Raw genomic sequence first — 24,328 nt, forward strand, 5'->3', positions numbered from 1 at the left:
AATATTACTGGAAATCAAAATTTCCAGTAATATTTGATTTATAAGAAACTATATTACACAAAATTATCTACAGTCTCAGTTTCTAATATATATTATAAATTCGGCCTAAGCTGAATTTATTCATTAACTTGCCATTTGTCACTTACCAAGCTTGATACCCTTATTAAATTTATCACTTAATTGATTAATTATAGACTTTTCATTATATTTCATTGGTTCTACAGTTGGAAATAAAATACTCATCCTAACTAGATAAACTCCAATAAAAACAATAATAGCTCCAATTAATATCAGCTTATAATATTTTCTATTTAACATTATTAATATTCCTATAACAAAAGGCATCCAAAATAATGGATGTAATTTAAATGCTCCTATAAAATTACCATTTAATACAGCTATTATTGCCCTAGTTATTCCACAAGAAGGACAAGGCGTACCTATTAAGCCTCTTATTAAACAAATTGTTCCCGTTACCTTAGAAAATTGATTTAAAATTAAGTAAATAATAATCAACCCTATTCCCATACTAAATATAATCTTTATACTTAAATTCTTATCATATTTCTTCATATCATTTAATAATTACAATATGGTATATCATCTTCTTGATAATTTAGATTATTGTAAATTTCTTTAAAATTTTTATTATTTTCAGAACTTATCTTATACCATTTATCATCTATATTCATAATATCATCTTGAATTATTATAGTGTGATTAACTCCAACTCCACTAGTTTGAATTAGAAAATTCCAATCATTTATATCTTGCTTTTCAACTTCTTGTTTAGGAATTTCATTAATAAAACCAATAATAAGTTCTATATCTATAATTTTATCTATAGCCTTATATTTATTATCATTTCCCATAGATTTAATAACAACTTTGCTTATATTGCTGACATCTATAAGACCATCATCTATACTATCTCTCAAATTTAATTCTGATTTTTGAGTTTCATCACCATAATCTTCCTCAATACTTCTAGATTCTCCGCTATCATACATTGCTACTTCTGGAGTATTAGTACTATATTCTTCTATATTGTTTTCTGCACTTCTTAAAATATCAGATGATTTATTTAAATTAATATTACTATTTATTGATATTGCTGTTAGGCAAATAAATGCAAAACATGCGGCTGTGGCCCAAACCCTTTTATTGCTATACCAATTTTTCTTTTTCTCCAAATTTACCTTATCTAAATTGCCCAGAGTTTCTTCAATCTTATTATCAAATGATTTTGGTAAAATAAATTCTTTATCTTCCATATGACTTTTATTCTTTAAATATTCATCAAAATTATCCATGAAGCTCCTCCTTTAAAATATTATGTAACTTTTCTTTTGCTCTAGATAATCTAGATTTAATAGTTCCTTCTTTTACGTTTAAAACCTTTGCTATATCTTTATATTTCATATCTTCAAAGTAAAATAATATAGTTGTTGTTCTTAAGTCATCCTCTAGTAAATTAATTGCATTATATAAAGTTAAATCCTTATAACTATCATTAACGCTTATATTTTTAAAATGCTCCTTATCTACAGCTATTTCTCTAGCCCTTTTTTTATATATATTATTGCTTTCATTAATAACTATTCTTATTAACCACGTTTTAAAAAAAGCTTCATCCTTTAAAGTATGTATATTCTTATATGCCTTTAATATAGCTTCACTAACAGCATCCTCTACATCCTCTTCTTTGTTTAATATAGATTTAGCTACTCTATATACTGCTACCTTATTTAATCTTATTAGCGTACAAAATGCCTCTTTATCTCCAGCTTTTGCTCTTTTTACTTCCATTATTAATTGATCTTTACTGTAATCATATATCGAAGCTTCCAAAACTTTCGCTCCTTTCCTCTCCATTTGACAATTATTTGTCCCACTTTGTTCCATAAGTAAAATTAGAAATCTCAATTTGCTTAGTCGAATTTATACCTACCAACATAATAAAGTTAGTGTTCTCATAATATATTATAAAATAAAAAGCGACTGTTATAAAAAAACAATTCATACAGTCGCTCTATATCACCCTATAATTTACTTAAAATCTTTGCCTTGCCAAATATCATTGTCTACAAGTGCTTTATCAATATCATTTAATACTTCCCATTTCTTCAGGCTCCACATAGGTCCAATTAAGCTTGCTCTCGGAGCATCTCCTGTTAATCTATGTACAACCATTTCTTCTGGTATCATAGCAATCCCTTTGCAAATTAAATCTATGTAATCTTCCTTGCTTAAAAGCTTTAACTCCCCACTTTCATATTGCTCTACCATTTTAGTCCCCTTCATTAAATGCAACAAATGAAATTTAACTCCTTGTGATCCACTATGAGCAACATAATCTACAGTCTTTAGCATATCCTCCTTTGTTTCACCAGGAAGTCCAAAAATAGTGTGAACTACAACTTCAATTCCTCTTTTTTGTAGTTCTTTTATGCTTTTATCAAATACTTCTAAATCATATCCTCTATTAAAATTGCGTGCAGTATTATCATTTATAGTTTGTAATCCTAACTCAACCCAAAGATATGTTTTTTTATTAAGCTCTTCAAGATAATCTAAAACATCTTTATCTAAACAATCTGGTCTTGTTGCTATTGATAAAGCAACAACATTTTTTTGATCTAATGCCTCATCATATTTTCTTCTTAATTCTTCAACAGGAGCATAGGTATTTGTGTAGGCTTGGAAATAAGCAATATACTTTCCATCTTTCCATTTCTTCTCCATCATTACCTTTCTGTCTTCAAACTGCTCACTTATAGATAATATTCTGCTGCCAGCATAATCTCCTGATCCTCTTGCACTACAAAAAGTACATCCACCTTTAGCCACTTTTCCATCTCTATTAGGGCAAGTAAATCCCCCATCTAATGATATTTTATATATTTTTTCGCCGAATTTATTTCTTAGGAAATAATTTAAGCTGTGATACCTTTTTCCATTCCATTCCTTCATATTTTTTCTCCTTAAAATCTATAAATTATATATTTGATATAATTTAAAATAGAGGCAATGCTAATTGCATTAACCTCTTTTATGTTTTTCTTTATTATAAAATACTTATTAACTAATTACAATTTAATCATTTCATTGCTCTTTAAATCTAAACTATACTTTCCTGTTGTTTCATCAGTAGTTGAATCACTTTTAAATACATCAAAAATTACTTTATCATCATCAAAATATTGAGCTTTAATATTGTATATCTCTGGCTTAAATATCTCATTAAATTTTGTATCTACAGCTTTTCCATCTTCAGCTTTATATATATTTAATCTACTTAATCCATTTTGATCTCTAAAGTTTACAGCTAAATTATCATCTTCTTTAGAAAATATAAAATCATCTATTTCTGAATTATTAATCAAATCTACAGATATAACTTTGCTAGCAACTGGCTTTTCAAATGCATCTTGGATTTCTCCTCCTATTTGTGAACTTTGTGAATCACTATTTAAATCAACTACATCTGTTCCTCCATTCATTAAAGTATCATCAATATACGCAATACAAATATATGAATTTTTATCATCTATAGTTGAAATAGCAACTTTCTTACCTGTAAAACCTAAAACAACTTTTCCAAAATTATTATTAGGCACTTTTTCTTTATAAAGCATCATTTTATTTTTACTTAAATAGGTATCCTTTGGTATATTATTTAAACTAATAACCAAACTACTCTTTCCACCTTTATCACCAATTATCCTAATTGCGTTATTTTTTATATATAACTCTCTTTGTGATTTTGATTTTATCTCCCCGATAATATAGTTATCACCATTTCTATTTACCTTTATAGTGTATTGTTCTAAATCACTTTTAGGTTCAATATTAGAATCCCTAATAACATTAAATATATAATATGCAAACTCACTACTTGCTACAGTTTTATCAAGTTGAAAACCAGTAATATTCGATACTCCCTCTGATAAGTTAATAGTACTATCTACAAGTTCCTTATCACAAATTTCTGTTGCACCATTTATATCACCATTTCTTATATTAATTAAGTAATCTGTAGCTAAATCCTTTCCCTTAAAAACATCAAATAAATCTAAGACCTCCTCTTTAGATTCATTTGCATTTGAACAACTAATTAGTACACTAATTGATAAAATTAATATTCCACTTAAAATCCTTTTAATGCTAATCATATTAATCTCCTTACAATTATTCTGCTTTTAAATTTATTTTTCCTAATAACTTATACCTTATTCACAAATAAAAAGAATAATTATACTGTAATCCTTATATATTAGATATTAGAAATATATTGGGGGGATGTGCGTGAAGAAGGATTTTTCTAAAATTTTTCAAATTGCAGTTGTTTTTATAGGAACCATTGTTGGAGCTGGACTTGCATCGGGTAAAGAAATTACTCAATTTTTCACTTCCTTTGGTTTGACTAGCTTTTTCGGAATACTTTTCTGTGGAGCATTTTATATATTAATGGGATCAATAATAGCTAAAATAAGTATTAAATATAGTCTAAATTCCTATAGTGATGTTCTAAAAATAATAAGTCCTAATTTGCTAGGTAAACTCACAGGTGTAATTACAACTTTTTATCTTATTTCAAGTGCTTCAATAATATTGGCTGGTAGTGGTGCTTTGATTAATCAATTTTTTGGAATTCCAAAAATAGTTGGATCATTAATAATGCTATGCCTTGCCTCTGTATTTTTACTAAGGGGTACTGATGGACTTATTGAAGTAAACTCATTTATTGTTCCGTCACTATTAGGAACAATAACACTTATCATAGTTTTATATTTTTTATTTTGTAGAGATTCTATATCTTTTCAATTTATATCTTCATTTGAACCACCTAAAAAAGGTGTTGCAGTTTCTACTATCCTTTATGCCGGCTACAATGTTCTTTGCTGCTCTGGAGTTTTAGTACCTTTAAGTAATGAAACAAAAAATTCTAAAACTATGGTATATGGAATTGCATGCGGTGCTTTAGGATTAACTTTATTATCAAGTGCTATTAACTTATTACTACTAGCAAACCAACCATATATATATGAATTAGAAATTCCTTTACTTTTAGTTGCTCAAAGATTTGGAAGTGTGGTTCAAGCATTACTTTTGGTTATAATTTGGCTTGAAATGTTCTCCACTGAAGTATCCGATGTATATTCAATAAGCAAAACTCTTGAACAATCATTTAATATCAAGTTTAAGAAGGGAATATTTATTGTATTAGCTGTTGCTTTACCAATATCACAAATAGGTTTCTCAAATCTAATATCAACTTTATATCCTCTTTTTGGTATTTTGAGTTTAATCTTCATTACACAGTGCATTTTCTTTTATCATAAAAATAAATCTGAACTTAATAATTGAAAATAATAGGTTAGCATTTACTTGTAATAAAACTTGTAATTGCTAACCCATAAAATCATTTTATAATTTTTACTAATCACCAAAATAATTAAATCTTGGTATTTCATTTGAATTTATAATATCAAATGATATTGGTGGTATAAATATCTTTTGTTTACAACTTGATCTAAGCTCCGCTATTTTAGTAACCCCAACATAAACATCTGAAATTTTATACCAAGTTGCATAATCTACAACACCTGTTTGTGGTAAATTAAAAACGCCTTGAAATACTGTTACTGCCTCTTTTGTCTTATCTCCATAAACCCCATCAACTGCTAATTTAGGTATTAATGGATAATTTTGAGCTATCCTATTTAATTGCTCTTGAATAGTTTGTACTGCATCCCCACTAGATCCAACGGTTAAATCATATCCTGGATATGAGCTTGGACTTCCTTCAACAACTTCAGCTGTAACTAATTCAATATCACTTCCATAAAATGATGTTAATATTTCATATGGAGATTTTCCCTCATCCCCCAAATACTTACTTCCCCATTGAGTCATCCAACCTGGACATTGAACATTTTTACCATCACAATATTGAGTTAATAACGGTTGCTTTCTACCAAATCTTCGTATATAAGTAGAGAATATATCATCTACAATGACACTTATACTCTCATATAAATTTCTTCCATAATTAAATGCATGATCATAAGCTGTTGAATTAGTTATATCAAAATTTTTACCTTTTCCTCTATACCATTCTGTATAAATCCTATTTAATGTAAATGATATAATTGCATATACATTAGCTCTGATAGTACTTTCTGGCCATGTTGAATAAATCTCACAAGAAGCTACGTTTTTAATATAATCCTTATAAGGTACTGTATAATTTGGTGCTGTTGTATTATTAGGTCCTCCTGCATGAACTGTAATGAATTCCGGAACTACAGGTTTTGGTAAAACTACTCCACTTGTTGGAGGTGGTAATAGTTTATCAACCTCTTCGGGTATTTTTGATGGATAATTTCCATTCAATGTATTAGGCTGAATATTTATCACATCTGCCCTATTACCGACCCTCCTTGATTCCTCAACTAAATTACATTGTTGAATTGCAATTTCATCAGGAAATATTTGTATACCATTAACGACTAATGATTGAAAACCTTGCCTTTCAATTCTTAAATCATAAAGACTATATGGTATATTTCCTGTTGGGTTCTGTGAATATTCTAATAATGGTGCTGATAATTCTATTACTTGCGATTCTCCAGACGAATTAGTTGTAAGTTCAACTTCCTTACTTTCTCCGCCTGATCCATGTGAAGATACCAATGTAGCTTTTATTCCTTCTATAGGAATATAAGTATCTCCAACAAAGCATTGCAACTTTAAGCCGCCCTTTTCTGCCATATATTACTCCTATATAAATTAATTCACTATATTAATATGCTTTTAAATTATATTTAGTGATTATTATAAATCTGTTGGCTTTCTAATAAATAAATTATTAACCCTATATTCTTGAAAGCCTCCATCAGATCTTGGTGTATAAGTTTCTCTTATTCTATCAAATATACCTTGTAAATCGAACATCCCATATCCCCAATCTCTATTAGGATAAATATCTCCTGGCCTTCCTTTAGCACCACTTATAATATAAGATTTTATCTGTTCTGAATATATATCTGGATAATTTCCATCACTAACTGCCCACTGAAGAATAAGAGCACAACATCCTGAAACGACAGCTCCAGCAACTGAGGCTCCAGTCATTAGTGAAGTCGTACCTCCTGGATTAGTTACTAAGGCATTAGTTCCTCCAGCTGCTATGTCTGGCTTTATACGCCCATCTCTTGTATAACCCCTACTAGATTCTGATAAAGTTGCGTTATTATTTTGATTATAATATGCTACTGAAATTGCTCCTCTTGATGTACTTGGTAATGTAAGAGTTGTATATTCAACAGGATTTAAAAACTTGGTTTCATTATCTATAAGTTCTCTTTGAGGTATCCAAGAATAATATTTACCGCCTACTATATATTGTCCTGTTAATCTAAATTTCCAAATGCCTGCTCTTAAATTATAAGCCCTTATAAAAATAAGCGAATCTCCTGTTGTTAATTCAGGAGAAGTAAAATTCACTATCATTTCAGTTTCTTCATATAAAAATTTAATTCTCTCATTATTTGTATTTTTAGATTCAAGATTATCTATAATTTCTCCCGTTGGTGATATAATAGATAGCTTAACTCTATTTGGTTTATCTATCCATATTTCTATCGGTAAATTTTTCCGTTTTTCACCAATTCTTATTTCTATATCTTTTACATCACCAACTCTTTCAATTATTCCTTCGGTATGAGTATCTGTATTACCTTGATTTCCTGTAGGAACAACAACTACAGTTGATGCCTGACTTGAAAAATTAGATATAGATGCTTCAATAATTCCATTACCAGTATGAGATCCCATATTACTTCCAAGCGGTATAAATACAACTACAGGTTTTTCTAATGCTCTTGCAACAGAAACTACATATCTTAATGCTAATAGCACGCTCCAAGGACTATAGGAAGGTACATCTGTTTTATCAATAAGTGCCGCATCAAGTTCAACCTTAGTTGCTCTAGCTAATTTAACAATTACAAATTGACAATCTGGGGCAGCTCCTTTTAAAGCAGGATTTATTCCTCTTCCTCCCATAATTCCACTTACCTTAGTACCATGACCTATGTCATCTTTAGATGGGACTATACTATATGGATCTCCACCTGTAGCCTGTAAGCTTATGGCTTTATTTATTTCTTCTTCCGTATATTCAATTCCATATTTTAATCCATATACTTCTTTATCTCCCTGTATAGTTTGATCCCATATTCTTAAAACTCTTGTAGTATCATCTTCCCTTTGAAATTCTTTATTAAGATAATCTATTCCACTATCTATTACACCTACCAATACACCTTTTCCATTAAGCCTTAAGTATGGATTATTATTAAATGTAGGAGCTCCACTAGCTTCCACTGGAGAAAGTTCATTCAATGTTAATATAGTTGAAATTTCCATATTAACTATTCTTATAACTAATTCATTTATTTCATTAATCTTATTTGCAGGTGTAATTATTACTGCAAAATTTGTTGATATCATTAAACCCGAAACTCCTGATACTTCTAATATATTTTTAAGATCATCTGAATCAGCAACTTCTACTAAAAGGAACACATTCTCTTCACTACTTGTATCATAATTAACATTTATTTCTTCTATTCCTTTAAAAGATTGATTATCCTGTCTATTTTTGATATCAATACTTCTAAATCCTAAGCCTAGCGTTTGAGATACTAAATTAATACTATTTCTTAAACAAAGTTCTCCATATCCCCATGCTGCATCTGGATATTGTATATCACCTCTTCCCTTTTTGGATCCTATAATCAAAAAATATTTTAATCTCTCTCCATATAAATATGGATCATTTCCATTAACTACACCCCATTGCATCATAAGTGCAGCAGCTCCAGTTACTTGTGGTGCTGCCATAGATGTACCTGTCTTTTTATCAAATCCTCTATTTGGTATAGTTGAATAAATTCCTTCCCCCGGTGCAACTATATCTGGTTTTATATATTGTCCATTATACATTTCTCCTCTACCGCTAAACGGTGATATAATATTAACCAAATAATTATAACTACCAACTGATATTACATTTCTAACTGTAGCAGGAATTCCTATTGTATTATAAGCAACTGGATTTAAAAATTTAGTATTAATATTTAACCCTTCTGAAATAGGTAACCACATGTCAAATTTCCCATCATATTCATTCACTTTTCTTAAAGTTATCTTCCATTGACCAGGTGATACGAACTCATTAATACCTGTTAACATAATGCCAATTTCTCCACTTACATCAAAAGGTTTAGGTCCAGTTAAATATATGGAATATCTAGAGTTACCTATAGTTCCTTCATTAAATCCTTCTTTTAATATTATTTCTCCTGTACTAAATCCACCTGGACAAAGCAACTCTATACTTACATCAGGCAATAATGATTTATATAAGTTTATTACAACTATAGATTCATCTGAGGAAATATTAAAATATACTTCATTTATATCTTCTAATGTTCCTCCTACATGATGTGCAGCTTCTCCTTCATTACCTGCTGCAATAACTATAGTTACTCTCTGAGTAGCAGATACCGTTGAAATATATTGTTCAAGTAAACTACTTCCGTTATGAGCTCCATCATTAGTACTTAAACTCATATTTATAGCCAAAGGCATATTTAGTTCTTTTCCTTTATCAATAAGAAACTTTATTCCTCGCATTATTTGCGTACTTAGTGCAAACCTACTTCTAGCAACCTTAACCATTGCTATTGAACTTTCTGGAGCCACCCCATAATACTTGGTATCTATATTTCCTCCAGCGCAAGCTATTCCTACAACATGTGTTCCATGTCCAGTAACATCAGTTGAACTAACTATTGAATATGGATCAGATGATTTAAGTGCTTCATTGATTTGCTCCTTAGTATATACCTTTCCACCTTGATCTAAATCATATATATATTCTATTCTAGTTGTTCCATCAGCATTTCTAAATGCAGGATGAGTATAATCTATTCCTGTGTCAATAAAACCAATTAAAACACCCTGCCCCTTTAAATTTGATGAATTTATTTGAGTTATACAGGAAGCTCTGTTACTTTCATAATCATTAGTATATAAGCTTTTTGGTAATTCAATATATTGGATTTTAGGACTTGTGGCTAAAGCTGTAAGATTTTCTATAGGAATCAATACTATCCCATACCCATATCCTAAATCAGTATATTTTCCACCTAAATTCTCTACAATTTGAGAAATCTCCTCTGGAGAACTACCTGAAATTATACTTACCTCAACTTCAGTATCATTACTAGCTGCTAAAAAATTATTTGATATGTTAACTTTGGATAATATTGATTTAGGTATATTTTTTAATAGCCCTAAATTATTTTTATTACTTTCTATATTTACCACCTCATAATAATTCCTCTTAATAAATATATGCTTAACTCTATATATTTGAACTAGTGCATTTAAAAAAGTAACATTGCTAATTCCTTTATAAAAATATATAAAACTAAATCAATAAATTTTTTATTAGCCTCATTCAAAAAATTTTATTTAACACTAATATAAAAGTTATCCACAGTTTCGATTAACTTATCCACATCATCCCCACAGCAATATATATTACTTTACTTGCATGAACTTTTAATATTTATATAATAAAAAAAGTGCCCATTGGCACTTTTCTATAATCTTATTTCAATTCTTTCTATCTTTGCAATAACTGCAATTTCTTTACTTTCAACAGTTTCAGTCATTAGAGCTCCCCCGTTGCTTACTAAAAGCAATTTAGAGTTTCCAAGACTTTTTATTTGCCTTATTTTTCTTTTACCTTTATAATCTACTAAAAATATTCCATTATTGCTTACTTCTTTAACTAAATGAGCAAATGCTAAATCGCCTTCCATCATTCTAAAACCAGACATTTCATTATCTTGAATTTGTAAATACATTACCTTATCTTGAGGATATCCTTCTACCTTATTTGAATGAATAGGTAATTCTATTTTTCCTAAAATATTCTTTAAATTATAATCGTAAATAGGAACATTTTTTAATACTGTAGAAAATGCATTATCCCAAATATCATTTGTTTCTATTTTAGTAGGCTTCTTATTGCTTTCCGCATAACTTTTTCTTTCTTCCATTAATGCTTCATCTGTTACAACCATACTAACATCATTTAAGTCTGTATTTAATATTTTGGCTGCTTTTTCTATAAATGATTCTTGTACAATTTTTCTACCAGTCTCTACTTCGTTTATAAATTTTTCTGCTACACCTAATTTTTTACCAAGTGCCTTTTGAGTCATTCCAGCCTTTAATCTAGCTTCCTTTATCTTTTCGCCAACTCTACTCATCTTTAATTTCCTTTCTAACCTTTGAATACCAATCTCTTTCATTCTTTAAATGCTTAATTAAGTAATTTACTTTCCAATTAATAGATTGCTCTGTTACTACGGCTAATATTCCATCTTTGATACCCTCTCGAGTATCATTTATTACTTTTTTCACTTCAATTTCTGTTAAGTTATTATAAAGTATTACTTTTTCTTTAAGTGGACTATTATTAAAAATATCTAATCTTAGTCCTGATAATATATCTCTTAAAGTCATTTCGCACATTTCTGGAGTTATTTCAATTATTTTATAGTCAAGCTTTTTCATATACTCTAAGTCTAAATTAGATAAACCATATACTAATATACACTTATTATTATTAATCATCTCAATCACCCCGATATACTTATAAAACTTCAATTTAAGGCTGCATCAAAAATATGATACAGCCTATTGATTTAACATGAAATTAAATATTAATCTTCTATTATTTCAGGTTCACCAAAGTTTTCTCCAAAAGTATCTACTGTTACTTTCTTCATAACTTGATCTTCATATGGTTTGTCACTATAATCTCTTTTAGTATTTACTATTTTATCAGCAACTTCTAGTCCTTCTATTAACTTTCCAAATGAAGCATATTGACCATCTAAATGTGGTGCATCTTCTACCATAATAAAGAATTGACTTCCTGCTGAATCTGGATGCATTGCTCTAGCCATTGATAAAACACCTTTTGTATGTTTTAAATCATTCTTGAATCCATTTCTTGAGAATTCTCCTTTAATGCTATATCCAGGTCCTCCAATTCCCATTCCTTCTGGGCATCCACCTTGAATCATAAATCCAGGTATTACTCTATGGAATATTAATCCATCATAAAATCCTCTATTTATTAAATCAACAAAATTCTTTACTGTATTAGGTGCTATTTCTGGATATAATTCAGCTTTCATTATATCTCCATTTTCCATTTCTATAGTAACTATAGGGTTTTTCATTTTATTACCTCACTTTCATTTTTTGGTATAATTTATTATTATCATATTTTAATATACTAATTCAATCTTTTATACAAATTTTCTTAAATTTTTAGGAAAACTAAGCTCTCTTCATTTACTGAGTAAGTTCGAATAACCAAATTAACAAGTAGTTAACTTCTACTAACTCAATCTAAGATTTATACCCTCAGTTAAAATTTGGAATCTTACTTAAGAAAAAAAGCCTCGATAATCGAAGCTAAATATATGATAAATATTTATGATATGAATTTATTTTTCTACTCTTTAGATGTGGTTATATTTTTCTATTGTTGAAATGCAGTTCCTAATACTACTCTTGAATAATCTCTATAGTTTGATAAATTTTTAACAACAACTTGTTTAAAAATGTAGTCTCTTCCGAATTTGTATATTAAGTCACTAAATAAGTTTATTAAAAATGTTGATGGTACTCTATCATATCCATCAAAATCTAGAATTACTCCTTGATCTAGGTTATTTCTTATTATTTCTCTTAATAAAATAGCATCTTCTATTGAATAATTATCACCTAATAAATCCCTAACTTTAATATTCATACTATTAATCCCCCTAAATTTTCTGAAAATTCTTTCTTTAATAATAATATATACAATTTTCAGAATATTGTCAACTATTTAACAATTATTTTTTACATTTATTTCTTCAATAAAAAAAACGCCTTTTGGCGTTTTCTATTTTCTTTCTATTAACTTTAAGCTTAAATCTATTACCTTTTGTTCCTCTAATGAATTATAAATTGATATTTCTCCCTTAGTAGCTCTATTAGTTAATAAATTTTTTTCTTTTAATCTTCTTTTTATTTCTCTAGCTGTTCCTTCTCCACCATCTATAATTGCAATTCCACTACCTACAACTTTTTCTATTGTTTCTTTAACAAATGGATAATGCGTACATCCTAAAACTATTGATGCTATTTCTTCTTTTTTATATATACACAATTTATCTTTTAAATACTCTTCTAATTGACTTCCACTTAATATTCCTTCTTCTATAAATTCCATAAGTCCCGCACATTGTATTGGAACTATGTCCGCCTTGTCTTTGTATTTATTAAGTAACAAATTAAACTTTTCTTGTTTAATAGTCATAGGAGTTGCCATTATTAATATTTTGCCACCTTTATTCATTTCAACCGCTGGCTTTATAGCTGGTTCAATCCCTACTAAAGGCAAATCAGGATATGTTCTCCTTAATTCACTTACTGCAGCACTAGTTGCTGTATTACAAGCTACAACTAATCCCTTAATTCCTTTATTCATTAAAAAATCTACTACATTAAATGTTAAATCTCTTATTTCTTTTGTAGGCTTTATTCCATAAGGAGCATTTTTTGAATCTCCAAAATATATATAATTTTCATTAGGCATTATCTTGATAGCTTCTCTCATTACACTTAGACCGCCAACCCCTGAATCTAAAAAGCCTATAGGCATATCCTTTTTATCCAAATCATCTCACTCCAATTTATATATTCCTTAATTTTATTTTATACCTTAATTAAGCTTAAATCCACTTTGATTTATTATAATATATAAATTATTATGCATTCTTTATGTAAATAATGAATTAGTTATTATTCATCCATGAAGGTATCAATACTCTATCGTTATCCATTAATTGTGTATTAATTAATTCTTGCTTTCTAAGTGATTCTCTTTTGGCTGAATTAATACTTAATAACTCTTCTGCTTCTCTTATACTCTTGGCTTTAAAAACCATTGTCCAACCATCCTTGCTGTATTTTCCAGCACACATTACATATTTATCTTTATTTTTATTTACTCCATTCATGCTATCATAAATGAAACTATTTAACTCACCTATATTCTTATAATTAACCTTTACAAATATTCCTCTATTTTCTTTCATACCGCACCTCCGAACAAACGTTCAATCATTGATTTAATAATATCAGAACATTTGTTCTTAGTCAACATTTTTTTACTTATTTAGAGGATTTTTTTACATTTTATAGAATATTATTTATGTGAAACTATTATTTATCATGCAAGGAGAATGTACTTTATGAATTTTAAATCTGAAAAATTTCAAAATATATTTATTATTATTTTGCTAGTTGCTACAATCTTAATTTTTTCAATTGATTTTATTCAAACAAAGGCAGATACTAATAATTCTATCGTATTAAAAGAAAAGAAAGCTATATTAGATGAAGAAATAGAAGCTTATATTCCTCCAGAAGAAGTTATAGTAGAAGAACCAACTGAAACTGAAACTGAAATTAATACTTATAATAATGAAAATAATGATATTTATTATAGTGATGATGAAAATGATGATATAACAACAAGCAGCCCTAACAAACCAAGTTCCGGTAACAATTCTAACTCAATTACTGGTTCTGGAAGTGCTTCTGGTTCTCAAGGCAGTTCTGGTTCTCAAGGCGGTTCCGGTTCTCAAGGCGGTTCCGGTTCTCAAGGTGGTTCTGGTTCTCAAGGTGGTTCTGGTTCTCAAGGCGGTTCCGGTTCTCAAGGTGGTTCTGGTTCTCAAGATGGCTCTGGTTCTCAAGGCGGTTCCGGTTCTCAAGGTGGTTCTGGTTCTCAAGATGGCTCTGGTTCTCAAGATGGTTCCGGTTCTCAAGGTGGTTCTGGTTCTCAAGATGGTTCTGGTTCTAATGATAGTTCTGGATCTAATGGCGACTCTGGATCTAATGGTGGCTCTGAATCTGAAGGCAGTTCTGGCTCTGAAGGTAGTTCTGGCTCTGAAGATGGTTCTAGCTCCGAATTACAATTTGCAGAGTAATATTTAAATGAAAACATATAAAAAAGAACAGGAAAATATTTTTCCTGTTCCTTTTTTATTATTCAGCTATATTAAACACTTCTAAATCTCTCTTATCAATTTCAGATACCTTAACATCTGCTATTGCTCTTAACGTATCTAAAGCTGTTATAACACCTATATTTCTTTCAATGGCAGCTCTTCTAATTAAGAATCCATCTCTCTTAGAATCATTACCCTTTGTTGGAGTATTTACAACTAAATCAACTTCTTTATTCTTAACAACATCTAATATATTTGGTTCTTGTTCATTAAGTCTTCTAACTTCTTCACAGTCAATTCCTGATTCTCTTAAAAGCTTACAAGTTCCTTCTGTTGCAATAAACTTGTATCCAACTTTAGCTAAATCTTTCGCTATTGGTAAGAATTCAGCCTTATCATGCTTATTGATAGTTGCTAATATTTTTCCTTTTTCCATTGATGGGTACATTCCTCCACCAACAAACCCTTTATATAATGCTTCCTTAACATCTCTACCTACACCTAAAACTTCTCCAGTAGATTTCATTTCAGGTCCTAAAGATACTTCAACCTTTGGTAATTTTTGAGTTGAGAATACTGGAACCTTAACTGATACTAGTTCTGGTTCTGGATAAACATCTACTCCATAACCTAAATCAACTAACTTTTCTCCAAGCATAACCTTAGTAGCTAAATCTACTATTGGAACTCCACTTACCTTACTGATATATGGAACTGTTCTTGAAGCTCTTGGATTAACCTCTATTACATAAAGGTTGCCTTCGAACTCTATGAATTGAATGTTTATCATTCCCTTAATTCCTATAGCTAAAGCTAACTTCTTAGTGTAATCTAAAACTTTCGCTTTGATTTCCTCGCTAATATTTTGGCTTGGGTACATTGTTACAGAGTCTCCTGAGTGAACCCCAGCTCTTTCTAAATGTTCCATTATACCTGGTATTAAAATATTTTCTCCATCAGATATGGCATCTACTTCTATTTCTCTACCCATTAAGTATTTATCTATAAGTATTGGATTTTTCTTATCCTTTTTAAATGCATTGCTTAAATAGTAAGTTAACTCCTCTTCATCGTGAGTTATTTCCATACCTTGACCACCTAATACATATGAAGGTCTAACAAGTACTGGATATTTTAATCTATTTGCTTCTTCTATACCTTCTTCTAAAGTCCAAACACCTTTTCCTTTAGGTCTTGCTATATCAAACTTTTCAAGTAATTCTTCAAATTTTTCTCTATCTTCAGCCATATCAATTTGATCTGCTGTAGTTCCTAAAGTCTTAATTCCTTTTTCCTTTAAGAAGTTTGCAAGTTTAATTGCTGTTTGACCACCAAATTGAAGAATAACTCCATATGGATTTTCTTTTTCAATTATGTTTAATACATCTTCTTCTGTTAATGGTTCAAAGTAAAGTTTATCTGATATATTGAAGTCTGTACTTACTGTTTCTGGGTTATTATTAACTATTATAGTTTCAATTCCCATCTTCTTTAATGCCATTACACAGTGAACTGAAGCATAGTCAAACTCTATACCTTGCCCTATTCTTATTGGTCCTGAACCTATTACTATAACCTTTTTCTTATCTGATACTTCAACTTCATCATATTGTTCATAAGTTGAGTAATAGTATGGTGATAATGCTTCAAACTCTCCTCCACAAGTATCAACCATCTTATAAGCTGGCTTTATATTCCAAATATTTCTTAATCTATAAATATCATCTGGACTAACCCTTAACATATCAGCTATAGCCTTATCTGAGAATCCTTTTCTCTTAAGATTTAATAACCATTCTTTATCTAAATCATCTATTTTGCTTAATTTTAATCTAGTTTCTTCATGTACTATCCATTTGAATTTTTCTAAGAAGAATATATCTATTCCTGTAATTTTAGCTATACTTTCAATTCTATAATCTCTTCTTATCATTTCTGTAAGAGCAAATAATCTTTCATCATCTGGCTTCATTACAGCTTCTTTCAATTCTTGAATGCTCATTTCTTTAAACTTTGGATGGTCTAAAGAATATTTTCCTATTTCTAAACTTCTTATACCTTTTAATAATGCTGACTCTAAGTTAGCACCTATAGCCATTATTTCTCCAGTTGCCATCATCTTTGTTCCCAAAGCTCTATCAGCTGTAAAGAACTTATCGAAAGGCCATTTTGGAATCTTAACTACAACATAATCTAATGTTGGTTCAAAACAAGCATATGTCTTTTGAGTTACTGCATTTTTAATTTCATCTAGTCCATATCCTAAAGCTATTTTAGCTGCAAGCTTTGCTATTGGATATCCAGTAGCTTTTGATGCTAAAGCTGAAGATCTTGAAACTCTAGGGTTAATTTCAATAACTGCATATTCAAATGAATTTGGATTTAATGCAAATTGTACGTTACATCCACCTTCGATTCCTACTGCATTGATGATATTGATTGATGCAGTTCTAAGCATTTGGTATTCTTTATCAGATAAAGTTTGAGATGGAGCTACAACTATACTATCCCCTGTATGAATACCTACTGGGTCAATGTTTTCCATGTTACAAACAGTTATACAGTTTCCATAAGAGTCTCTCATTACTTCGTACTCTACTTCCTTCCAACCTTTAACTGATTTTTCTAATAAAACTTGACCTATTGTACTTAATTGTAATCCTGATGCAAGAATAGTTCTTAATTCTTCTTCATTTTCAGCTATTCCACCACCAGTTCCTCCTAATGTATAAGCAGGTCTTACTATAACTGGGTAACCAATCTTGTTTGCAAATGCCATACCAGCTTCCATATCAGTTACTATTTCAGATGTAATAACCGGCTCATTGATTCTATGCATCATATCTCTAAATAGCTCTCTATCTTCACCTTCTTTGATAGAAGCTATTGAAGTTCCTATAACTTTAACATTATACTTTTCTAATATTCCAGCATCATGTAAATCAACTGCTAAGTTAAGTCCTGTTTGACCTCCCATACCAGCAAGTAAACTATCTGGTCTTTCCTTTGCTATTACTTTTTCAACAAATTCTAATGTTAATGGTTCTATATAAATTTTATCTGCAACTTCTTTGTCCGTCATAATAGTAGCTGGGTTAGAGTTTACTAATACAACTTCTATCCCTTCTTCCTTTAATGCTTGACATGCTTGAGTTCCTGAATAATCAAACTCTGCAGCTTGCCCGATAACTATTGGTCCTGATCCTATAACTAAAACTTTTTTAATATCTTTATTTAATGGCATTTTCTAAACCCTCCTATAGTGCATATTCCATAAATCTGTCAAATATATATTCACTATCCTTCGGACCTGCTGCAGCCTCTGGATGGAATTGAACTGAGTATATTGGTAAAGTAGTATGTTTCATACCTTCCACTGTTCCGTCATTAATATTTAAGTGTGTTGCTATAACACTTTCTGGTAGCTCATCTACTACATATCCATGATTTTGAGAAGTAATATGAACTCTATTTCTTTCTAAATCTTTTACTGGATGGTTGCATCCCCTATGTCCAAACTTTAATTTAGTAGTTTTTCCACCTAAAGTTAATGCTAGTAATTGATGTCCTAAACAAATACCTACTATAGGTTTAACTCCAACTATCTTTTTAATGTTTTCTATTACATCAGTTAAATCTTCTGGATCTCCAGGGCCATTTGATAAAAATACTAAATCAGGATTTACTGATAATACTTCTTCTGCTGTAGCAGTCATTGGAAATACTGTTATTTTGCAATTTCTCTTTTTGAAATTTCTTATTATATTTGTTTTTATTCCAAAATCCATAATTGCAACATGCTTTCCTGTTCCCTCGATTGTATATGGTTTCTTTGTAGTTACCATTTTTACTGCATCTCTATTTGAAAAAGCACTTATTTTTTCTTTAACTTCTTCTAATGTTTCATGTTCTAATGAGATTATTCCTCTCATTGTCCCATTGTTTCTTAATACCTTTGTTAAAGCTCTTGTATCTATACCTTCTAAACCTATTATTTTATTTTGCTTTAAGTAATCTTCTAATCCAATTTCACATCTAAAGTTATTTGGGAAGCTACATTTTTCTCTTACTATGAATCCTCTTACCTTAGGTGTATCTGATTCGTTATCCTCTAAATTTATTCCGTAGTTTCCTATTAGTGGATATGTCATAGTTACAATTTGTCCGTAGTATGATGGATCTGTTAAAACCTCTTGATATCCTGTCATTCCTGTTGTAAATACAACCTCTCCTACGCTATCTTTTAAGTATCCAAATGCATTACCTTCAAAAATCATGCCATTTTCTAATATAAGCCTTGCTTTCATTCCTAGCCCTCCTAAAATTCATGTATATAACAGCTAAAAATACACTTTCTAAAAGCTCTTTAACTTCAAATATAATTTATCTATTTTCTTAACTATTTATTTAGTTAAAAATAACAGAAAAGGATAGTAAGGAGACATTTAACTATGTAATCTCTCCATACTATCCTTATTATATTTAAAATTTACTTTAGAAAATTCTTTTGATAAATCGATGTAACTATTGCTATTTACGTATAACATACCTACATACTCCTTTCTGGCCTCTCTGGACCAATTTAAAGTGTACTTTTTAACTAATTAATTATTTATTCTTATCTTTGTATATTATTGTATATTTAGCACGAATTATTGTCAAGAATAAATTAGCTTTATTAGATGGAATTTACCATCTAAATTTTTGTACACTCTATTCCAAATATTTCAATGTGTATTTTTTATAATTATACTCCTCAATGAATATTTATGTAACTTCATTGTATTTTTATAAACACATAAAATAAAGCCATTAGGATTTGTTATCTTAATGGCTTTATTTTCTTAAACTTATTTATTTTTTAATTCTTTTATCCAGTTTACTATAAATTCTATTGGATTTTCATCATTACTTGGTGCTATATATTTTGATTTTCTTTTTAATTCTTCACTTCCATTGCTTATGCAAAAACCATAATCAGCTTCTTGTAAAAGCTCAACGTCATTCATATTATCTCCAACCGTAATTATCGTAAAATCTTCAATTTCTTTATGCATTACTAATTTCTTTAATGCTTGTCCTTTTGATATTTCTTTTGGTATTATTTCTAAATATACATCTGAACTTCTTACAATATTATTATCACCATAGTCTTTTCTTAAATATGTTTCAACAAAATCTAGCTCTTCTTTTTCGCCTACAATTAACGCTTTAGTCCATTTTTTATTCCAAATACTATCATCGACATTATAAATTACATCATAACCTAGCTTACTAAATCTTTCAGTTCTTTTACATGCTTGATAAATATATACTTGCTCATTACTATATATCTCTATTCCTATATTATGATTAACCTTATTTACTACTTTGACTATTTCTTTTCGTTCTTCCTCTAAAAACTTTTCCCAAATTACTTCATCACCATTAAAATCATATACTTTAGTTCCATTATACATAATTACAGGAAGTGTAACCTTCATCTTATGAATATGTCTCTTTATTGAAGGTAACATACGTCCAGTAGCTAAAGTAAATTGACCACCATTATCTACAAAATACTCTATAGCTTTTTTATTTTCTTCTGATAATTTTCCTTTACTATTTAAAAGTGTTCCATCCATATCAGAAACTAATAAATATCCATCAAAAATCCCCATATTTTTCTCCTTATTTTTTATTAGTTTTCAGTATTATTTTTCTTGAGATTCGTCTAGGTAAAAGCTTATTTCCAATAACTAATAATTTATTTTTCATTCCAGGAATTATAATAAGCTTCCCTTTTTTAAAATCTTTATAGCTAACTTTAGCAACCTCTTCTGCATCCATTAAATATTTCTTGGCAGATTCACTTTTCTTAATTCCAGCCTTGTCTTGGAAAGTAGTCTTAACAGGACCAGGACAAAGACATGAAATCCTTATTCCACTATCTTTACACTCTTCATATATAGCTTCTGTTAAATTAAGTACATATGCTTTTGATGCATAATAAGCTGCCATTCTAGGACCTGAGCAAAAAGCAGCTGTTGAAGCTACATTTAAAATCCCTCCATTTTTACATTCAATGATCTTAGGCAAGAAATATTTTGTTAATTTAGTTAATACTTTTATATTTATATCTATTAATGCTTCTTCCTTTACCCATTCTATTTCGCTAAAATCACCAAAGGTTCCAATTCCAGCATTATTAACTAAAATATCTACATTTAACTTATTCATTTCAACATAATTAAATAAACCTTGAATATCTTCACTCTTTGATAAATCTAAGCTTAATATTTTTACTTCTACATTACATTTACTTAATTCATTTTTTGCTGTTTCTAATTTACCTTCATCTCTAGCAACTAAAATTAAATTATGTCTATCCTTTGCAAATAACTTTGCAAGCTCATATCCAATTCCAGTTGATGCACCTGTTATTAATGTATAGTTTCTTGTACTATTCATAATAAACCTCTCCTAAAAACATTATAATTCTACTTTCATTTTAACATGGGGAATATTAACTTCATCATAAACATCTGATATAACCTTAAATCCTACACTTTCATATAATCCTTTAGCATAAAGTTGTGCTGATAATACTACAGTTTTTTCATCTAAATTGTTTTTAATAAACTCTAATGCTACTTTCATCATTTCTTGAGCAATTCCTTTTCTTCTATGACTTGAAAGTACTAAAACTCTTCCTACTGAAATATAATCATATCCTACTCCTTTAGGTACTATTCTACAATAAGCAACAACTCTTTCATTTTCTTTTAACATTATATGATGACATACCTTATCTTTATCATCAAAATCCTGTTCTTCTACTATCTTCTGCTCACAAACAAAAACCTCAAACCTAGATTTTGCAATTTCATACATTTCATTAACTGTTAAATCATTAAACTTTTTAATTTCAAACATTTTTCTACTTCCTTCCCTTTTCTTGCTACTATTTTATCTCTTTATTATCCAATATAATTTAAGTATAATCTATTAAAAATATAATTTATTTCTATTTATAAATAAAAAAAGGCCTTATAAAGATACATTAATATATCTTTATAAGGCATAAAAAGAAATCTTTAATTTGAGCTAAACGCTCTCTTCTCTTATATTTCTTCATTCTATCGTATTCCCTCATATCAGAGGCTATCCCATATGCTTCAATTCCAAATCTTCTTGCAATAAATATGGCTCTTGGCAAATGATATCTATTAGTTGATATTATAGCTCTATTAATATTAAATATATTCTTTGCCCTCTTCATACTATCATAAGTACAAAAACCACAATTATCTATTAATAAATCTGATTCTCTAATATTCTCTTCAGTGTAATTTTTCATAATCCAGTTTTTCATAACAGCAAGTTCATTGTGATTCTCACCACTATTATCACCAGTTAACAAAATAGTTTTGCATATTCTTCTTACATATACTTTAGCACCCGTATCTAACCTATCTGCCAATAAATCACAAGGATTTCCATCAGGTCTTATACCAGCACCTAAAATAATTACTGTATCACAATCTATCGGAAGGTCTTTCATGTCTAAAATGTACTTATTGCCATACATGTCCATTACTACAAATATGCTAAGAACAATTAGCGCTACTATTAAACAAAAAATCAATACATAGGCCATATATTATTCCTTCTCGACTATTTCTTCTACTATATGATATGTATTGATTTTAAAATTTGTACATTGTTTTTTAGATAAAAACTCCTAATTAACTGATTTTCTACATATTTTTAATGAAATATCACAAATGAAACTCTGCCTCCTTATGTCAGCTGAGTAAGTTCGCCTAACCAAATTAAAATTTGGAGGCGTTTATTGAAACTCTGCCTCCTTCTGTCGGCTGAGTAAGTTCGCCTGACCAAATTAAAATTTGGAGGCTCACTTATCTTATCTGTCCGTTTCCGTAGATAATGTATTTAATAGTTGTAAGTTCTTTAAGTCCCATAGGGCCTCTTGCGTGAAGCTTTTGTGTACTGATTCCTATTTCTGCTCCAAATCCAAATTCTTCTCCATCTGTAAATCTAGTTGATGCATTTACATAAACAGCAGCTGCATTTACCTTCTGTAAGAATTTTTGTGAGTTTTCGTAATCTTTAGTAACTATTGCTTCTGAATGACCTGAACCAAAGTGATTAATTAAGCTTATTGCTTCATCTATATTCTTTACTACCTTAACTCCAATTTTATAATCTAAATATTCATTATACCATTCTTCGTCATTAGCCTTTATTATTGAAGAATCATAAGCTATAGATGTTTCATCACCTCTAACCTCAACTTCTTTATCTCTTAAAGCTTTTAAAATAATTGGCATAAACTCCTTAGCTATTTTTTCATGAACTAATAACTTTTCAGCAGCATTACATACAGATGGTCTTGAAGTCTTTGCATTTAATACAATATTCTTAGCCATTTCAAAATCTGCAAATTCATCAACATATATATGACAATTACCTGTTCCAGTTTCAATTACTGGTACAGTTGCATTTCTGACTACGGCTTGAATAAGCCCTGCTCCTCCTCTTGGAATTAAAACATCTATATATTCATTTAATTTCATCATTTCAGTTGCTACTTCTCTGCTAGTATCTTCTACTAATTGAATTGCATCTTCTGGAAGATCTATAGATTTAAGTCCTTCTCTTAAAACCTTAACTATAGCCTTATTAGAGTTAATAGCTTCACTTCCACCTCTTAAAATAACTGCATTACCAGCTTTAAAGCATAATCCTGCTGCATCACTTGTTACATTTGGTCTTGCCTCATATATTATTCCTATAACTCCTAAAGGAACTCTTTTTTGACCTATTTGCAATCCATTAGGTCTAGTCCACATTCCTAAGACTTCTCCAACTGGATCTGGAAGTGCAGAAACTTGTCTTAATCCATTTGCCATTCCTTCTATTCTTTCTTCATTTAAAGCTAATCTATCAAGCATAGATTTAGATGTACCTTTTTCTATTGCTGCTTGTAAATCAATTTTATTAGCATTAATAATTTCTTCCTTATTATTAACTAAAAAATCAGCCATAGCATTTAATCCATTATTTTTTTCTCCAGTACTTAAATTTCCTAGTATGAAAGATACTTCTTTAGCTTTTTTTCCTTTAATAATTAATTCATTCATTATTACTTAACTCCTCTC

22 protein-coding genes are annotated in these 24,328 nt (G+C 29.4%); 2 read left to right on the forward strand and 20 right to left on the reverse strand.

Annotated features, from left to right (window positions below; all coding sequences use genetic code 11):
• Positions 1-138: 138 nt before the first annotated feature.
• The 5 genes from ABUA17_RS10430 to ABUA17_RS10450 all read right to left on the reverse strand — a co-directional run bounded on the left by ABUA17_RS10430 (position 139) and on the right by ABUA17_RS10450 (position 4,175).
• Complete coding sequence (locus ABUA17_RS10430) at positions 139-573, reverse strand: DUF2752 domain-containing protein (protein WP_055275401.1); 435 nt, start codon at positions 571-573, stop codon at positions 139-141.
• A 5-nt stretch (positions 574-578) separates the two neighbouring features.
• On the reverse strand, positions 579-1,313 hold the full coding sequence (locus ABUA17_RS10435) for a hypothetical protein (protein WP_195951800.1): 735 nt from the start codon (positions 1,311-1,313) through the stop codon (positions 579-581).
• Positions 1,306-1,875 carry a sigma-70 family RNA polymerase sigma factor gene (locus ABUA17_RS10440; protein WP_078061398.1) on the reverse strand — a complete coding sequence of 190 codons (570 nt, stop codon included), beginning with the start codon at positions 1,873-1,875 and terminating at the stop codon, positions 1,306-1,308. The genes ABUA17_RS10435 and ABUA17_RS10440 overlap by 8 nt, the downstream gene beginning before the upstream one ends.
• A gap of 174 nt (positions 1,876-2,049) precedes the next feature.
• The gene (gene mnmL / locus ABUA17_RS10445; protein ID WP_195951799.1) at positions 2,050-2,973 is read right to left on the reverse strand and encodes a tRNA modification radical SAM protein MnmL/YtqA; all 924 of its coding nucleotides are present in this window, start codon (positions 2,971-2,973) and stop codon (positions 2,050-2,052) included.
• A gap of 116 nt (positions 2,974-3,089) precedes the next feature.
• A complete protein-coding gene (locus ABUA17_RS10450) occupies positions 3,090-4,175 on the reverse strand; it encodes a hypothetical protein (RefSeq protein ID WP_042402010.1) in 1,086 nt (361 codons plus the stop codon).
• Between the two features lie 133 nt (positions 4,176-4,308).
• Between ABUA17_RS10450 and ABUA17_RS10455 the strand changes: the two genes are divergently transcribed.
• Complete coding sequence (locus ABUA17_RS10455) at positions 4,309-5,370, forward strand: YkvI family membrane protein (protein WP_042402013.1); 1,062 nt, start codon at positions 4,309-4,311, stop codon at positions 5,368-5,370.
• Between the two features lie 72 nt (positions 5,371-5,442).
• Here ABUA17_RS10455 and ABUA17_RS10460 read toward each other — a convergent pair whose 3' ends face one another.
• From ABUA17_RS10460 to ABUA17_RS10495, 8 genes are all read right to left on the reverse strand, one after another.
• Positions 5,443-6,777, reverse strand: a complete 1,335-nt coding sequence (locus ABUA17_RS10460) for a peptidoglycan-binding domain-containing protein (protein ID WP_042402015.1) — start codon at positions 6,775-6,777, stop codon at positions 5,443-5,445.
• Positions 6,778-6,840: 63 nt separating this feature from the next.
• Positions 6,841-10,404, reverse strand: a complete 3,564-nt coding sequence (locus ABUA17_RS10465; protein ID WP_042402017.1) for a S8 family peptidase — start codon at positions 10,402-10,404, stop codon at positions 6,841-6,843.
• 278 nt (positions 10,405-10,682) lie between these two features.
• A complete protein-coding gene (locus tag ABUA17_RS10470; protein ID WP_055275408.1) occupies positions 10,683-11,357 on the reverse strand; it encodes a helix-turn-helix domain-containing protein in 675 nt (224 codons plus the stop codon).
• A complete protein-coding gene (locus ABUA17_RS10475) occupies positions 11,350-11,724 on the reverse strand; it encodes a DUF3783 domain-containing protein (RefSeq protein ID WP_042402020.1) in 375 nt (124 codons plus the stop codon). The genes ABUA17_RS10470 and ABUA17_RS10475 overlap by 8 nt, the downstream gene beginning before the upstream one ends.
• Before the next feature lie 89 nt (positions 11,725-11,813).
• Positions 11,814-12,338, reverse strand: coding sequence for a peptidylprolyl isomerase (locus ABUA17_RS10480; protein WP_042402023.1), 525 nt, complete (start codon positions 12,336-12,338; stop codon positions 11,814-11,816).
• Between the two features lie 305 nt (positions 12,339-12,643).
• A complete protein-coding gene (locus tag ABUA17_RS10485; protein ID WP_042402027.1) occupies positions 12,644-12,916 on the reverse strand; it encodes an STAS-like domain-containing protein in 273 nt (90 codons plus the stop codon).
• A gap of 135 nt (positions 12,917-13,051) precedes the next feature.
• Positions 13,052-13,828, reverse strand: a complete 777-nt coding sequence (gene murI / locus ABUA17_RS10490; protein ID WP_055291675.1) for a glutamate racemase — start codon at positions 13,826-13,828, stop codon at positions 13,052-13,054.
• Positions 13,829-13,946: 118 nt separating this feature from the next.
• Positions 13,947-14,249 (reverse strand): hypothetical protein, encoded by a 303-nt coding sequence (locus tag ABUA17_RS10495; RefSeq protein WP_042402031.1) that lies wholly within the window; start codon positions 14,247-14,249, stop codon positions 13,947-13,949.
• Between the two features lie 201 nt (positions 14,250-14,450).
• Between ABUA17_RS10495 and ABUA17_RS10500 the strand changes: the two genes are divergently transcribed.
• Positions 14,451-15,143: a hypothetical protein gene (locus ABUA17_RS10500; RefSeq protein ID WP_349819613.1), complete on the forward strand. Its 693-nt coding sequence runs from the start codon at positions 14,451-14,453 to the stop codon at positions 15,141-15,143.
• 58 nt (positions 15,144-15,201) lie between these two features.
• Here ABUA17_RS10500 and carB read toward each other — a convergent pair whose 3' ends face one another.
• The 7 genes from carB to ABUA17_RS10535 form a co-directional block, all read right to left on the reverse strand.
• A complete protein-coding gene (gene carB, locus ABUA17_RS10505) occupies positions 15,202-18,408 on the reverse strand; it encodes a carbamoyl-phosphate synthase large subunit (protein ID WP_042401223.1) in 3,207 nt (1,068 codons plus the stop codon).
• 13 nt (positions 18,409-18,421) lie between these two features.
• Positions 18,422-19,471: a glutamine-hydrolyzing carbamoyl-phosphate synthase small subunit gene (locus ABUA17_RS10510; RefSeq protein ID WP_042401221.1), complete on the reverse strand. Its 1,050-nt coding sequence runs from the start codon at positions 19,469-19,471 to the stop codon at positions 18,422-18,424.
• Between the two features lie 543 nt (positions 19,472-20,014).
• Positions 20,015-20,824: a Cof-type HAD-IIB family hydrolase gene (locus ABUA17_RS10515; RefSeq protein WP_195951501.1), complete on the reverse strand. Its 810-nt coding sequence runs from the start codon at positions 20,822-20,824 to the stop codon at positions 20,015-20,017.
• A gap of 10 nt (positions 20,825-20,834) precedes the next feature.
• Positions 20,835-21,614 carry an SDR family NAD(P)-dependent oxidoreductase gene (locus ABUA17_RS10520; RefSeq protein WP_042401216.1) on the reverse strand — a complete coding sequence of 260 codons (780 nt, stop codon included), beginning with the start codon at positions 21,612-21,614 and terminating at the stop codon, positions 20,835-20,837.
• Positions 21,615-21,635: 21 nt separating this feature from the next.
• Positions 21,636-22,079: a GNAT family N-acetyltransferase gene (locus ABUA17_RS10525; RefSeq protein WP_195951502.1), complete on the reverse strand. Its 444-nt coding sequence runs from the start codon at positions 22,077-22,079 to the stop codon at positions 21,636-21,638.
• 127 nt (positions 22,080-22,206) lie between these two features.
• Positions 22,207-22,803, reverse strand: coding sequence for a SanA/YdcF family protein (locus tag ABUA17_RS10530; protein ID WP_042401211.1), 597 nt, complete (start codon positions 22,801-22,803; stop codon positions 22,207-22,209).
• A gap of 262 nt (positions 22,804-23,065) precedes the next feature.
• On the reverse strand, positions 23,066-24,310 hold the full coding sequence (locus ABUA17_RS10535; RefSeq protein ID WP_042401208.1) for a glutamate-5-semialdehyde dehydrogenase: 1,245 nt from the start codon (positions 24,308-24,310) through the stop codon (positions 23,066-23,068).
• Positions 24,311-24,328: the final 18 nt, after the last annotated feature.

The sequence above is a fragment of the Clostridium sp. RTP31139st1_H3_RTP31139_211217 genome, from assembly GCF_040227035.1.
Taxonomy (GTDB): Bacteria; Bacillota; Clostridia; order Clostridiales; family Clostridiaceae; genus Clostridium; species Clostridium saudiense.